This window comes from Streptomyces sp. NPDC086835, assembly GCF_044745705.1.
GTDB lineage: Bacteria > Actinomycetota > Actinomycetes > Streptomycetales > Streptomycetaceae > Streptomyces.
The window spans coordinates 201,032-214,838 of record NZ_JBIVAU010000003.1 but is presented as its reverse complement, the minus strand read 5'-3'; the positions used below and the strand labels follow the sequence as shown (position 1 = coordinate 214,838).

Here is a 13,807-nt window from a genome sequence, read left to right as displayed (position 1 = left end):
GGACGGACCGCGTGCGACGGGGCACGGCTGCACCACCTCATAGCCCTTGGCCCGGTCAGCCGGTTGCCGGGGTTGATCCTGAGCGACCTCGCCGCGCGGACGCTATCCGATCGCAGCCCGCCGCAGCTCGGCGATCGAGCCGCTGATCGCGTCGGCCAGCCCGGCGATCCCGGGCAGCGCTTCGGGATCGGTGCAGATCCCCACGCCGACCGTTCCCGCGTAGGAGATCGCCGAGACCCGAAGCGCGTGGCGTTGCGCCGGTTCGGCGGCCGAGTAGAGCCTCTCGACCGGCCGGCCGGTCACCGCGAGCGCCGCGCGGGGGCCCGGCACGTTGGAGATCGCGAGGCTGAACTCGTGCGGGCCGGTGGCGATGCGTTCGACGGCGCGCTCGAGCGGCGGACAGCGGGCGAGCGCGTGGAAGAGGTCGTAGAGCTCCTGGGCGTCGCCGGCGACCTTGCGGGCGGCGGTCCCGGCGCTGATCCGATCGAGGCGGGCCAGCGGATCGGCCTCGGCGAGCGGCAGGTCGACGTTCAGGAACGAGTCGCGGTTGCCGAGTTCGGCCGGACCCTCGTCGCGGTGGTGGAGGCTGACCGGCACTTGGGCCCGCAGCCTGCCGACGCGCTCACCCGCCCCCGCCAGCCAGGCACGCAAGCCGCCGGATACCGAGGCGAGCAGCACGTCGTTGACCGTGGCACGGCCGGGTCGCGAAGCACCGATCGCCTTCAGCTCGACCAGCGGCGCGGTGGTGAACGCGAGTTCGCGCGCCGCGCCGATCCTTCGGTCGAGCACCGAGTCCTTCGCCCGGTGCCCGAGCTCGCGCAGGAGCGTCGCCGGAAGCCGGCGCAGTTCGTGGCCGTGCGATCCGCCCGCCGCCGGCACGGCAGCCCCACCACGAAGCGGCGGTGACGGCACGTCGCCGGACGGCTCCCACATGACTTCGTCGAGGAAGCGCAGGCAGCTGATCCCGTCGGCCATCGCGTGGTGGATGCGCGCGACGATCGCCTCGCGGCCGTCGGCGAGCGGACCGAGGACGTCGAGCGCCCACAGCGGGCGGCGGTGGTCGAGGCGCTCGGACATCAGCTCACCCGCCACCGTCCAGGCGCCCCGCTCGTCGATCCCGGCGGTGTCGTCGCGGCGGCGGACGTGGGCGGCGATGTCGAACTCGTCGTCGGTGACCCAGTGGGCGGCGGGGAGCGCCACCCGCTCACGGCCGCGCGATCCGGCCACCAGCCTCGCGTCGACGCTTTCACGCAGTCGATCGAGGTCGAGCGGGACGTCGCTCGGCTCCAGCATGATCATCTTCAGCGTATGCCCGGCGATCGCCGCCGACTCGAGCTCGAGGAGCCGGGCGTCGTCGGCACTGAGTCGATTCGATCCCTCCACGCGCCGAACCCTACGCCCCGGAGCGCCGATTGATCCGGATTGTCGCTGTTTCGGCGGCGACGGGCGGGACGCGCGACAGCATTCGACGCCGCCCGACGTCGCACTGGGACGGGAGGGAACCGGTCCGGGACCGAGTCGAGTCGAAGCGTTCGAACTGGCTCGACGTCCCTGTCCTAGGCCGGCGGGAGGTGCGTGGTGAGGCCTTGCCCCGCGGCTGTGCGCAGCGCTGCGACGACGGCCGTGGTCGTCGGGTTCGCGGCCTCGGTGTGACGGGTCGCGGCAAACAGGAGGCGCAGGATCGGGCGGTCCTCGATGGGCGCCGTGCGGATTCCGGGTACGGTCGGGTCGATTGCCGTCCGGGGGACGAGCGCGGTGGCGAGGCCGGCCCGGGCGAGGGTGAGTTGGGCGGCAATGTCGGCGGTGACGTAGCGGGTGTGGGCGTGAAGCCCGCTTGGTGGCAGGCCCGCAGGATCGCCTGTCCCCAGTCCGTGGCCGTAACTCCCGCCCCCTACGAGACCAGAGAGGCTCAGGGGAGGTGGCTCCTCACCTCCCCGGCTCGGAGAATGTTCAGTCGATACAGAACTCGTTGCCCTCGATGTCCAGCATCGGGATGCACGACTCGTTCTCCTCATCGGCGTACAGCGTTCGCACGTGGGTCGCGCCGAGCGCGACCAGTCGTGCGCACTCGGCTTCGAGCGTGGCGAGGCGCTCGTCCCCCACGAGCCCGGTGCCGACCCGGACGTCGAGATGCACCCGATTCTTGACGATTTTCCCTTCGGGGACGCGCTGGAAGTACAGGCGCGGGCCCACGCCTGAGGGATCACTGCAGGCGAACCATGATCCCTGCTTCTCAGGAGGCAGGGTGCGGTTGAAATCGTCCCAGGTGGTGAACCCCTCCGGTGGCGGCGGTACGACGTACCCCAACACTTCACACCAGAAGCGAGCGAGGCGCTCAGGTTCCGCGCAGTCAAAGGTGACTTGGAACTTCTTGATCACTGACATCGGCGCACCGTACCGCGTACCAGGGGGACCCTGCCGCTCATTTCCCCAGGCGGATCCGCCCGTCACCCGTCGCATCCTGGACCCTCCGCCGCCACGGTCGCGTCGTTCTTGTCGCTCATCGCCCGCCTCCCGCGCCTGTCAGGGCCGCTCCTTGTAGCCAAATCACCCTCACCACCGTCGCCGAGCACTTGCGTCCGGGCGGCGGTGATCTCCTGCACATGGCCTCGTGGATGATGGGGCGATGTTTGTCCGCACGGAGGGACTGCCGCAGACGCCTCAGCAGCACATGAAGGTTGGCGTTCACACCCCCATCGGATCCGCAGTGGTGCTCTGGGGCGGTGATCCGCGTGAGGCTGACGGCCAACACCTCGTTGAATGGACCGTCGACGAGGACATCCACTGGGGCCAGAACACCCACCCGGCCTCTCCTTCCCAGCCGGAACTCCGACAGGAAGGCGACCAGGTGATCATGCGCGGCCTCCTCCACGTCACGGAAGACGGAGCTGCCTGTCTCCAGATGGGCCACTGGTCCGTGCTGTTCGATCTGGCATCACCGATCCGCGTCAACATGGACGACTCCTGGGTGCAGATCAGCGCCAGATCAGACAGCATCACCCTGTACCCCTACCAGGTCTGACATCACGAGACCGGCAGCGGCACAGTTCACCGGCACCCGCGAGCCCTCTCCTTCAGCTGCACGGCAATGCTTGACTGCCAAAAGGGGCATCATTCTCGTCGCGCGGGCCTCCGACAACGAGGATGCCGTCCGCGAAGCGAGGTGTCACAGGTGCTCTGCTTCGCGCTCCGATGCGGTGACGCCTGACACGAGTGATTGCCTACGGTGCGGCAGGGGTGGGCCTACGGCGGGGGCGTGCCACAAGTTCGCCGCCGCAGTTGGGGCAGGTGTCCTGCATCGCACGGCTGCAAGAGACGCAAAATGTGCACTCGTACGAGCAGATGCGGGCGGTGGTCGAGTCCGGCGGCAGCATCGTGCTCTCGCATCGTTCGCAGCGGTCGCGCATCTCCAGGGCCATGGCTTTCCTGACGTGTTCGGGAATCCACTGCCCAATGGGGCACGGACGAGGCCGATTGTCCGCACAGGGATCTTGACCTGCCAGCATCGACAGGGCCAACTTCCCATGGGATCCGGCCACGGCGGCCCCTCCCGACCGCGGAAGGTGATGTGCCTCGGCACCCCGCTCCGGCACAGAGACAGCCACTTGAAGCTGCCTGCACCTACGACCGGGACATCCGGAGCCGGCACACGCTTGTGCGTCGGCCGAACGGCCCGGCGTGCTACGGGAGTTCCGTCTGATGACGCCGACGGGGCGGGGCGAGGTGCGGGAGGTGGCCCGCGCTGTCATGGCGGTTACGTGGGGTCGCTGTTGAACTTGGAGGCCGACCAGAGGTAGCCGAGCACGGTCAGGGCCAGGCACCAGGCGAGGGCGAGCCATCCGTTGTGGCCGATCCCGGTGCCGAGGAGCAGTCCGCGGAGGGTTCGACGGCGGGGGTGAAGGGCTGGTACTCGGCGATCGGCTGGAACCAGCCCGGCATCGCGTCGATGGGGACGAACGTGCTGGAGATGAGTGGCAGGAAGATCAGCGGCATGGCGTTGTTACCGGCGGCCTCGGGACCCAGGCGCGGACAGACCGTCGGTGCGCGTTGACGGTCGCGGCCCGTTGGGTGGTTCTGTCGACCGTCAGCGAGGGCCGCGTGGGCGGAGGGCGTCGGAGGCGACACCATCCGCCTTCGCTGCGTCGGCGAGGGCCTCGGCAGCGGCCTCCGCGGCCTGTGCCGCGTCGTCGGCGGCATCGCCGGCGGCCTTGTCGTCGGAGGTCTTCTCCCGGGTGGCCGGCGACTGGGGCAGCGCTTCGCCGAAGGCACGGGATACACCTTGGAGCGCGGAGGTGACCTCGCTGGGGATCATCCAGAAGGTGCTGCCCGGGCCCTGCGCGAGCTGGGGCAGCGTCTGGAGGTACTGATAGGCCAGCAGCTTGGGGTCAGGATCGTTGCGGTGCACGGCCTGGAACACCTCGTCGATGGCTCGCGACTGGCCCTCGGCCTTGAGGATCTCGGCGGTACGGTTGCCCTCCGCGCGAAGGACGGCGGACTGTTTGTCGCCCTCAGCGGTGAGGATCTGTGCCTGGCGTTGTCCCTCGGCGCCGAGGATCGCGGCCCTCTTGTCACGCTCGGCCCGCATCTGCTTCTCCATGGCGTCCTTGATGGACTGCGGGGGGTCGATGGCCTTGATCTCCACCCGGTTGACCCTCAGCCCCCACTTGCCGGTGGCCTCGTCCAGCACGCCACGGAGCTGGCTGTTGATGGTGTCACGCGAGGTGAGGGTCTTCTCCAGGTCCATCGACCCGACCACGTTGCGCAAAGTGGTGACGGTGAGCTGCTCGACCGCCTGCAGGAAGTTGGCGATCTCATAGGCAGCCGCCCGAGGGTCGGTGACCTGGAAGTAGATGACAGTGTCGATCTCGACGACCAGGTTGTCCTCGGTGATGACCGGTTGCGGCCTGAAGGACACCACCTGTTCCCGCAGGTCGATCGGTGGATGGACGCGGTCGATGTAGGGGACCACGACGTTGAGGCCGGGCTGCAGGGTGCGGTGGTAGCGGCCGAGCCGTTCGACATTGCGTGCGCGTGCCTGGGGCACTATGCGCACCGCCCGCATCACGGTGAAGACGGCGAAGACGGCGACGATCAGGCCGGCGATGAGGAGCGCCGAGACTTCCATGGTTCACTCCCGGGGGTGGACGAGGGCGGTGGCGCCGCTGATCTCGATGACGTCGACGGTCGTTCCGGGAGGGATCACCAGCGTCTCGTCATAGGGGCGGGCCGTCCATTCCTCGCCGCCGATGCGCACCCTGCCACCCAGGGCTGTCACCTCCGAGACCACATAGGCAGCCCTTCCGACCAGAGCGTCCACGCCGAACCGCTCCGCCTGAGGCCGGCGCACGTGGCGCAATGCGACGGGGCGCAGGAACAGCAGGCTGACTGTGGCGACGACGGTGAAGACCAGCAACTGCCAGGGCAGCGGAGGTCCTACCGCGGCGAATCCCGCCGTGACCAATGCCGCCCCACCCAGCATTCCGAGCGCGGCGGTGAGAGTGAAGATCTCCGCCACAGCCAGTGCCGCTCCGATGATCAACCAGATCAGCCACGGATCCACCAGCAGCCCTCCTGACGAGTGCGGGTGTGCGAATGGACGGTCCTTGCCCCTTGGTCACGTCATTGCCGTGAAGCGAGCGGCACTCGGATCAAAATTGGAGCTTTGTGATGATTTTACCCGTTCTGGGAATCCGGCTTCTCCCGTGCACATTCGGCGATCCAGCCCTCGGAGGCCATGGGGTCGGCGAGAGCACGATCGGCGTAGCGCACGTTGCCCGGTGGCGAGGTGGAGTGACGTTCACGGCTCCATGCGGGATCGAGGCCCGACGTCAGTCCGCCTCCAGACCATAGGCCCCGTCGCGGAACGTGAAGATCGACGGCTTGGCGTCCCCCTCCTCGCGCATGTATCCGCCGTATCCGGGGTCTTCGACGTGGGGCGCCAGCAGGTTCAGGACCGTGACGAGTTCGCCGATGTCGTCGTCCAGCCAGAGGTTACGGGTGAACAGCCCCCACGCATCCCAGCTTCCGCGGGACTGGCGCTGCAGGAAAGCGAATTCACCGCCCGGCAGACAGCTGTCGGGGCTCGCGGCGAGCAGCGGGTACGGGTGCTCGTTCGCATCGAGGTGCGGCGGACGGTCCGCGCTTGCGCCTGTGTGCCACCGCAGCGCGGCCAGGACCGGCTCAGGTGTCGCATCCCGGAGAAAACAGGCGAAGACCACTTCGTAGTACAGGCTCACGCATGCATTGTCCGACGGGGCTCTGACAACTCTGCTCTCGCGTCAACGCCCAGGAACCTTCACCGGCGGAGAGCTCGCTGCGCTTCGGCCTCCTGCCTGGGACTGTGAGGCCGAGGCGCCCGGCCGTCCCCCGTCCCAGGGCTCGGCCGGACCGTGATGCCGAGCGGCCCCGAGGGCCGCGGCCTGCGGCCCTCGGGGCCGTTGAGGAACTCCGCCCTGACGGCGGGCCGGCAAGGACGGCGGCAGCTACCGCGTCCCGTACACCGGCTGGGGCGTCCCGGCCGCGGCCAGGAGTTTCAGGGCGGTCCCGCCCGCCTCGGCCGGGGTCCAGCGGGCGCCCTTGTCCGCGGTGGGACCCGGCTGCCAGCCCTCCATGACGGTGATCCGGCCGGCCTCGGCCTCGAAGACCCGGCCGGTGACCCCCGCAGAGGCGCAGGAGCCCAGCCAGACGACGAGCGGGGAGACGTTCTCCGGGGCCATCGCGTCGAACGCGCCGTCCTCGGGGGCGGCCATGGTGTCGGCGAAGGTCTGCTCGGTCATCCGGGTGCGGGCGGCCGGGGCGATCGCGTTGACCTGGACGCCGTAGCGCGCCATCTCCGCCGAGGCGACGAGCGTCAGGCCGATGATCCCGGCCTTGGCGGCGGCGTAGTTGCCCTGGCCGACACTGCCCATCAGGCCGGCGCCGGAGCTGGTGTTGATCACGCGGGCGTCGGGTCCACGGCCGGCCTTCGTCTCGGCGCGCCAGTGCGCGGCGGCGTGCTTGAGCGGCAGGAAGTGGCCCTTGAGGTGGACGCGCATGACGGCGTCCCAGTCGTCCTCGTCCAGGTTGACGAGCATGCGGTCGCGCAGGAACCCGGCGTTGTTGACCAGGGTGTCGAGGCGGCCGAAGGTGTCCACCGCGAGGGAGATGAGCGAGGTCGCGCCGTCGGCGGTGGTGATGTCCCCGTCATGGGCGACCGCCTCCCCGCCGAGCGCGCGGATCTCGTCGACGACCTGCTGGGCGGGCCCCGAGGCCGCTCCCGTGCCGTCGAGGCCGACCCCGAGGTCGTTGACGACGACTTTCGCTCCCTCGGCGGCGAAGGCGAGGGCGTGCGCACGTCCGAGCCCGCGGCCGGCCCCGGTGACGACGACGACGCGCCCGGCGCAGATTCCGGTGGTCATGGCTGTGTCCTTTCGGTGAGCTTGTCCTCAGGCGGTCGCCCGGGTCCGGCGCCCCGGGCCACGCGACGAGGGCGGCGGACGTGCGGACGCACGCGTCGCCCTGCCGGGGCGGTCAGTTGTTGACGGTGGCGGCGTCGAGGAACGCTGGGCGTTCGCCTCCGCCGTGGACGTGCAGGGCGGCGCCGCTGATGTAGGCGGCGCGGTCGGAAGCGAGGAAGACGCAGGCGTCGCCGACGTCGGCAGGATCGGCGAGCCGGCCGAGCGGCACGGTGCGGCCGACGGCGGCGATGCCTTCCTCGTCCCCGTAGTGCAGATGGGACAGTTCGGTGCGGACCATGCCGAGGACGAGCGTGTTGACCCGGACGAGGGGCGCCCATTCGACGGCCATGGAGCGGGCGAGGTTCTCCAGGCCCGCCTTGGCGGCTCCGTACGCGGCGGTCCCCGGGGACGGGCGGGTCCCGCTGACGCTGCCGACCATCACGATCGATCCGCCCCCGCTCTGACGGCGCATCACCTGGTAGGCGGCGAGCGAGGCGGTCAGCGGCGCGAGGAGGTTCAACTCGAGGACGCGGGAATGGTGTTCGGCCCCGCCTTCGTCGAGCATCCGGAACGGAGTGCCCCCGGCGTTGTTGACCAGGGTGTCGAGCCGCCCGTAGTCGCTCCGTACCCGTTCGAAGAATCCACCGATCGCCTCCGGTTCGCGGACGTCGACCGGGAGGAAGCGGGCTGTGCGCCCGGCGGCCTCGACGGGCTTGTCCGGGGCCCGTCGCGCGCAGGTCACGACCTGCGCACCGGCTTCGAGCAGGGCGCGGGTGATGCCCGCGCCGACGCCCCGGGTCCCGCCGGTGACGACGGTGACGGAGCCGGACAGGTCGGTGATCGCTGCCAATTGGCACCTCCCGTAGCGAGGGATCCACTGCTACCTTCGCCTAACAAACGTTTGGTGGGAAGGTCTTATGTGCTCATGGGTGTCTCCACCTCCGCCCCGCAAGAGGGCATCACCGTCGTCACCGTGGACTTCCCGCCGGTCAACGCCCTTCCCGTACAGGGTTGGTACGACCTGGCCGCCGCGGTGCGCGCCGCGGGTGCCGACCCGACGGTGCGCTGCGTGGTGCTCACGGCCGCGGGCCGCGGTTTCAACGCCGGTGTGGACATCAAGGAGTTGCAGCGCACGGCCGGGTACGACGCCCTGATCGGGGCCAATCGCGGCTGCTACGAGGCGTTCGCCGCGGTCTACGACTGCGAGGTCCCGGTGGTCGCCGCCGTGCACGGGTTCTGCCTGGGCGGCGGCATCGGCCTCGTCGGCAACGCCGACGCCATCGTCGCCGCCGACGACGCGACCTTCGGACTGCCCGAACTGGACCGGGGCGCGCTCGGCGCGGCGACCCACCTCTCCCGGCTGGTCCCCCAGCATCTGATGCGGGCGCTGTACTACACCTCCCGCACCGCCACCGCCCACGAGTTGCACCGGCACGGCTCGGTGTGGCGGGTCGTCCCCCGCGAGCATCTCCACGACGCCGCACTGGAACTGGCCCAGGAGATCGCCGCCAAGGACGGCTCTCTGATCCGCCTCGCCAAGGCCGCGATCAACGGGATCGACCCGGTGGACGTCCGCCGCAGCTACCGCTTCGAGCAGGGCTTCACCTTCGAGGCCAACCTCGGCGGCGTCGCCGACAGACACCGCGACGCGTTCGTCTCGTCCAAGGAGGAGGAACGGTGAGCGACAAGACGATGACCGCCGAGGAAGTGGCCGGCCGCCTCGAGAGCGGGATGACGATCGGCATCGGTGGCTGGGGCTCGCGGCGCAAGCCGATGGCGCTCGTGCGCGCGCTGCTGCGCTCGGACGTCACCGATCTGACCGTCGTGTCCTACGGCGGCCCGGACGTCGGGTTGCTCGCCGCCGCAGGGAAGATCCGCAAGCTGGTCGCGGCGTTCGCGACACTCGACTCCATCCCCCTCGAACCGCACTTCGGGGCGGCCCGGCAGCGCGCCGCCTTCGAGATGGTGGAGCTGGACGAGGCCATGGTCATGTGGGGCCTCACCGCAGCAGCTCAGCGGCTGCCGTTCATGCCGGTCCGGGCCGGTCTCGCCTCGGACGTGATGAGTGTCAACCCGTCGCTGCGCACGGTCACTTCCCCGTACGAGGACGGTGAGGAACTGGTCGCGGTCCCGGCCCTGCGGCTGGACGCCGCTCTCGTCCACCTGAACCGGGCCGACGTGCAGGGCAACGCCCAGTACCTGGGACCGGACCCGTACTTCGACGATCTGTTCTGCGAGGCCGCCGACGCGGCGTACGTCTCCTGCGAGCGGATCGTGGACACCGCCGACCTGCGGGGGGACTCCGGTCCACAGTCCCTGCTGGTCAAGCGCGCGTTCGTGAACGGCGTCGTCGAGGCCCCGAACGGCGCGCACTTCACCTCCTGCGCCCCCGACCACGACCGCGACGAGGTGTTCCAGCGCGCCTACGCCCACGCGGCGCGCGACCCCGAGGCCTGGCGGGCCTTCGGCGAGCGGTTCCTGTCGGGCGACGAGGACACGTACCGGGCCGCGGTGGCGGCGTTCCACGAGGAGGAAGCATGAGCGGCGGCACGACGCAGGCGACGCGGGCCGAACACTGCGTGGTGGCGTGCGCCGAGGCCTGGCGTCGCGCGGGCGAGGTCCTGGCCGCCCCGATGGGCACCGTCCCCACGATCGGGGCCCGGCTGGCGAAGCTCACCTTCTCCCCCGACCTGCTGCTGACGGACGGCGAAGCGCTGCTCATCGGCGACGTACCGGCGGTCGGCACCACGGCACAGGTGATCGAGGGCTGGTTGCCCTACCGGCAGCACCTGGCCCTGGTCGCCACCGGGCGACGCCACGTGATGATGGGCGCGAGCCAGCTCGACCGGCACGGCAACCAGAACATCTCCTGCGTCGGCGAGTGGAGCCGGCCGAAGAGACAGCTGCTGGGCGTGCGCGGCGCCCCGGTCAACACCCTCAACAATCCGACGAGTTACTGGGTGCCCCGGCACTCCCCCCGGGTCTTCGTCGAGCGGGTCGACATGGTGTGCGGGGTCGGCTTCGACCGTGCCGCCGCGGCCGGCCTCTCCGCGACCCGCTTCCACCGCGTCCCGGACGTCATCACCGACCTGGGCGTGTTCGACTTCGAGACCCCGGACCGGACGATGCGCCTGCGCTCGCTGCATCCCGGAGTCACGGTCGAGCAGGTCGTCGCGGCCACCGGCTTCACGCTCACTGTCCCCGACGACGTTCCGCCCACGCGCGAGCCCACCGCCGAGGAGCTGCGGCTGATCCGGGAGGTCGTCGACCCGGCGGCGCTGCGCGACCGCGAGGTACCGGCCGCATGAGCGACGTCACGATCAGGACCCCGCTCACCGAACTGGCCGGTGTCCGGCACCCCGTCGTGCAGACCGGCATGGGCTGGGTGGCCGGACCTCGCCTGGTCGCGGCCGCCGCCGACGCGGGTGCGCTGGGGATCCTCGGCTCCGCCACCATGACCACGGACCGGCTCCGCTCGGCCGTGCGCGAGGTCAGGTCCCGTACGGACGCGCCGTTCGGCGTCAATCTCCGTGCGGACGCGGCGGACGCTGCCGAGCGGGTACGGATCATCGTCGACGAGGGCGTCAAGGTCGCCTCGTTCGCGCTCGCGCCCTCCCGGGAGCTGATCGCGCGACTGAAGGACGCCGGGGTCGTCGTCATCCCGTCCGTCGGCGCCCGGCGGCACGCGGAGAAGGTCGCCGCCTGGGGCGCCGACGCGGTGGTGGTGCAGGGCGGCGAGGGCGGCGGGCACACCGGTACCGTCGCCACCACCGTCCTGCTCCCCCAGGTCGTGGACGCGGTCGACATCCCGGTGATCGCCGCCGGCGGCTTCCGTGACGGGCGCGGTCTCGTCGCGGCACTGGCCTTCGGCGCCGCCGGAATCGCCATGGGCACCCGCTTCCTGCTGACCTCCGACAGCACCGTCCCCGACGCGGTCAAGGCCAGGTATCTGGCCGCGACCGTCCAGGACGTCACCGTCACCACCAAGGTGGACGGCCTGCCCCACCGGATGCTGCGCACCGAGCTGGTCGACGCGCTGGAACGCTCGGGCCGGGCCGCCTCGCTGCTGCGGGCGGTCCGCCACGCCGCGGCCTTCCGGCGCGAGAGCGGCATGGGCTGGGCGCAGATGGTGCGTGACGGCCTGGCGATGAGACACGGCAAGGAGCTGTCCTGGAGTCAGGTACTGCTGGCCGCCAACACCCCGATGATGCTGAAGGCCTCGATGGTCGAAGGGCGCGCCGACGCCGGTGTGATGGCGGCCGGCCAGGTCGCGGGGCTGATCGACGACCTGCCGTCCTGCGCCGAGCTCGTGGACTCCGTGATGGCCGAAGCACACGCCACCCTCCGCTCACTTCTCCCCCCGCATTGAAGGACCGCGGCCCGTTCCGTATCCGGACACGCCCCGGGATCGTGGCACCGGGGCCGGTCCAGGTCTTCCGCCGGAGCGACGGGCCCGTAGTGGCGCCGGGCTGAGACCGTCGGCGGATCGGAGCCCGTGGGCGACACGGGCGCCTCGCCACGCATGTCCCGTCGGTCGACGAGACCGGCGGGCCGTACGGCGCTGTGGCAGGTCAGAGCCGTTCGATGATCGTGACGTTCGCCTGGCCGCCGCCCTCGCACATCGTCTGGAGGCCGTAGCGGCCGCCCGTGCGCTCCAGCTCGTGCAACAGGGTGGTCATCAGCTTGGTGCCGGTGGCGCCGAGCGGGTGGCCGAGGGCGATGGCTCCGCCGTTGGCGTTGACCTTCTCCGGGTCGGCCCCGGTCTCCTTCAGCCACGCCAGCACCACGGACGCGAACGCCTCGTTGATCTCGACCAGGTCGATGTCGTCGAGCGTCATCCCGGCCTTCTTCAGTGCGTACGCCGTGGCCGGGATCGGCGCCGTCAGCATGCGGATGGGGTCCTCGCCGCGCACCGAGAGGTGGTGGATGCGGGCGCGCGGGGTCAGCCCGTGCTCCCGTACGGCTCGTTCGCTCGCCAGCAGCATGGCGGACGCGCCGTCGGAGACCTGGGAGGAGCAGGCCGCGGTGATGCTGCCGCCGTCGATGACCGGCCTCAGGCCGGCCATCTTCTCCAGGCTGGTGTCGCGGCGCGGGCCCTCGTCGGTCGTCACGTCACCGTACGGGACGAGCTCGCGCTCGAAGCGGCCCTCGTCGACGGCGCGGATCGCCCGCTGGTGGGAGCGCAGCGCGAACTCCTCCATGTCCCGGCGGGAGATGCCCCACTTGGCGGCGATCATCTCGGCGCCCGCGAACTGGTTGACCGGCCGGTCGCCGTAGCGGGCCCGCCAGCCCTGCGAGCCGGCGAAGGGGCCCTGGGTCAGGCCGAGTGGCTCGGCGGCCTGACGGGTCGCGAAGGCGATGGGGACCATCGACATGTTCTGCACGCCGCCCGCGACCACCAGGTCCTGCGTGCCCGACAGCACCGCCTGGGCCGCGAAGTGCACGGCCTGCTGCGAGGAGCCGCACTGGCGGTCCACGGTCACACCGGGCACCTCCTCCGGCAGTCCCGCGGCCAGCCAACAGGTGCGGGCTATGTCGCCGGCCTGGGGACCGACGGTGTCCAGGCAGCCGAGGACGACGTCCTCGACGGCCGCCGGATCGGCGCCCGAGCGCGCCATCAGCGCCTTGAGGACGTGCGCGCCGAGGTCGGCCGGGTGGACGGCGGACAGTCCGCCGTTCCGCCTCCCGACGGGGGTACGGACCGCTTCGACGATGTATGCCTCGGCCATGGCCGACTCCTTCTCCGATGTCTGCGATGTCAGGCGCGGAGGGCGATCCCCTCCAGCACCATCGACAGGTACTGGCGGGCGATCTCCTCCGGGCTGTGCTGTCCCTCCGGCCGGTACCAGGACGCGGCGACCCATACGGTGTCGCGCACGAAGCGGTAGGTGAGCCGGACGTCGAGATCGGCGCGGAAGACGCGCTCGGCGACGCCGCGCTCCAGCGTCCCGAGCCACGCCTTCTCGAACTTCTGTTGCGAGTCGGCGAGATAGCCGAAGCGCGGCTGGGTCAGGAGGTGCTTGGACTCCTTCTGGTAGATGGCGACCGCGGCACGGTGGCGGTCGATCTCCCGGAAGGACTCGGTGACGAGGGCCTCGATCGTCTCCTTCGGTCCGATTCCGGCGGCGAGGACGGCGTCGTACCGGGCCCACAGGTCGTCCAGGAAGGTGGAGAGGATCTCGTCGAGCATCGACTCCTTGGAGTCGAAGTGGTAGTAGAGGCTGCCCGCGAGCATCCCCGCCGCGTCCGCGATCTTGCGGACGGTGGTGGCGTTGTACCCCTGTGCGGCGAACACCTCGGCCGCGGTGGCGAGGAGTTCCTCGCGCCGATCGGGCGATGGGCTCATCGTGGTCTTCCTGCTGCTTTTCGGC

The 13,807-nt window shown here is 70.7% G+C and carries 16 protein-coding genes and 1 pseudogene; 5 read left to right on the top strand and 12 right to left on the bottom strand.

Annotated features, from left to right (window positions below; translation table 11 throughout):
- Positions 1 to 102 precede the first annotated feature (102 nt).
- From ACIPJI_RS12505 to ACIPJI_RS12495, 3 genes are all read right to left on the bottom strand, one after another.
- A complete protein-coding gene (locus tag ACIPJI_RS12505; RefSeq protein ID WP_402246031.1) occupies positions 103 to 1,383 on the bottom strand; it encodes a wax ester/triacylglycerol synthase domain-containing protein in 1,281 nt (426 codons plus the stop codon).
- A gap of 173 nt (positions 1,384 to 1,556) precedes the next feature.
- A complete protein-coding gene (locus ACIPJI_RS12500) occupies positions 1,557 to 2,015 on the bottom strand; it encodes a LysR substrate-binding domain-containing protein (RefSeq protein ID WP_402246029.1) in 459 nt (152 codons plus the stop codon).
- Complete coding sequence (locus ACIPJI_RS12495) at positions 1,951 to 2,385, bottom strand: VOC family protein (protein WP_356624644.1); 435 nt, start codon at positions 2,383 to 2,385, stop codon at positions 1,951 to 1,953. The genes ACIPJI_RS12500 and ACIPJI_RS12495 overlap by 65 nt, the downstream gene beginning before the upstream one ends.
- A gap of 241 nt (positions 2,386 to 2,626) precedes the next feature.
- Between ACIPJI_RS12495 and ACIPJI_RS12490 the strand changes: the two genes are divergently transcribed.
- The gene (locus ACIPJI_RS12490; RefSeq protein WP_402246027.1) at positions 2,627 to 3,022 is read left to right on the top strand and encodes a hypothetical protein; all 396 of its coding nucleotides are present in this window, start codon (positions 2,627 to 2,629) and stop codon (positions 3,020 to 3,022) included.
- A 199-nt stretch (positions 3,023 to 3,221) separates the two neighbouring features.
- On the opposite strand, the gene ACIPJI_RS12485 is transcribed toward ACIPJI_RS12490, so the two are convergent.
- The 7 genes and pseudogenes from ACIPJI_RS12485 to ACIPJI_RS12455 all read right to left on the bottom strand — a co-directional run bounded on the left by ACIPJI_RS12485 (position 3,222) and on the right by ACIPJI_RS12455 (position 8,286).
- Positions 3,222 to 3,419: a DUF1272 domain-containing protein gene (locus ACIPJI_RS12485; RefSeq protein ID WP_356624646.1), complete on the bottom strand. Its 198-nt coding sequence runs from the start codon at positions 3,417 to 3,419 to the stop codon at positions 3,222 to 3,224.
- A 335-nt stretch (positions 3,420 to 3,754) separates the two neighbouring features.
- A pseudogene (locus ACIPJI_RS12480) lies at positions 3,755 to 4,014 on the bottom strand (ABC transporter permease); the annotation flags it as partial.
- 70 nt (positions 4,015 to 4,084) lie between these two features.
- Entirely contained in the window at positions 4,085 to 5,125 is a 1,041-nt protein-coding gene (locus tag ACIPJI_RS12475) for an SPFH domain-containing protein (RefSeq protein WP_402246025.1), read from the bottom strand.
- A gap of 3 nt (positions 5,126 to 5,128) precedes the next feature.
- Positions 5,129 to 5,560, bottom strand: a complete 432-nt coding sequence (locus ACIPJI_RS12470) for an NfeD family protein (protein ID WP_356624648.1) — start codon at positions 5,558 to 5,560, stop codon at positions 5,129 to 5,131.
- Between the two features lie 268 nt (positions 5,561 to 5,828).
- Complete coding sequence (locus ACIPJI_RS12465; RefSeq protein WP_402246023.1) at positions 5,829 to 6,236, bottom strand: hypothetical protein; 408 nt, start codon at positions 6,234 to 6,236, stop codon at positions 5,829 to 5,831.
- Between the two features lie 246 nt (positions 6,237 to 6,482).
- Positions 6,483 to 7,397 (bottom strand): SDR family oxidoreductase, encoded by a 915-nt coding sequence (locus ACIPJI_RS12460; RefSeq protein WP_402246022.1) that lies wholly within the window; start codon positions 7,395 to 7,397, stop codon positions 6,483 to 6,485.
- A gap of 112 nt (positions 7,398 to 7,509) precedes the next feature.
- Positions 7,510 to 8,286: an SDR family oxidoreductase gene (locus ACIPJI_RS12455; protein WP_307704753.1), complete on the bottom strand. Its 777-nt coding sequence runs from the start codon at positions 8,284 to 8,286 to the stop codon at positions 7,510 to 7,512.
- A 75-nt stretch (positions 8,287 to 8,361) separates the two neighbouring features.
- Here ACIPJI_RS12455 and ACIPJI_RS12450 point away from each other — a divergent pair, with 75 nt between their 5' ends.
- From ACIPJI_RS12450 to ACIPJI_RS12435, 4 genes are read left to right on the top strand one after another with little or no spacing between them, the layout of a single operon-like run.
- The gene (locus ACIPJI_RS12450; RefSeq protein WP_402246019.1) at positions 8,362 to 9,117 is read left to right on the top strand and encodes an enoyl-CoA hydratase family protein; all 756 of its coding nucleotides are present in this window, start codon (positions 8,362 to 8,364) and stop codon (positions 9,115 to 9,117) included.
- Entirely contained in the window at positions 9,114 to 9,977 is an 864-nt protein-coding gene (locus tag ACIPJI_RS12445) for a CoA transferase subunit A (protein ID WP_307704755.1), read from the top strand. The genes ACIPJI_RS12450 and ACIPJI_RS12445 overlap by 4 nt, the downstream gene beginning before the upstream one ends.
- Positions 9,974 to 10,744 (top strand): CoA-transferase, encoded by a 771-nt coding sequence (locus ACIPJI_RS12440; protein ID WP_356624658.1) that lies wholly within the window; start codon positions 9,974 to 9,976, stop codon positions 10,742 to 10,744. Before ACIPJI_RS12445 ends, ACIPJI_RS12440 begins: the two co-directional genes overlap by 4 nt.
- A complete protein-coding gene (locus ACIPJI_RS12435) occupies positions 10,741 to 11,805 on the top strand; it encodes an NAD(P)H-dependent flavin oxidoreductase (protein WP_402246017.1) in 1,065 nt (354 codons plus the stop codon). Before ACIPJI_RS12440 ends, ACIPJI_RS12435 begins: the two co-directional genes overlap by 4 nt.
- Positions 11,806 to 12,007: 202 nt before the next feature.
- On the opposite strand, the gene ACIPJI_RS12430 is transcribed toward ACIPJI_RS12435, so the two are convergent.
- Complete coding sequence (locus ACIPJI_RS12430; protein ID WP_356624661.1) at positions 12,008 to 13,165, bottom strand: acetyl-CoA C-acetyltransferase; 1,158 nt, start codon at positions 13,163 to 13,165, stop codon at positions 12,008 to 12,010.
- Between the two features lie 29 nt (positions 13,166 to 13,194).
- Positions 13,195 to 13,782, bottom strand: coding sequence for a TetR/AcrR family transcriptional regulator (locus ACIPJI_RS12425; RefSeq protein ID WP_307704759.1), 588 nt, complete (start codon positions 13,780 to 13,782; stop codon positions 13,195 to 13,197).
- Positions 13,783 to 13,807: the final 25 nt, after the last annotated feature.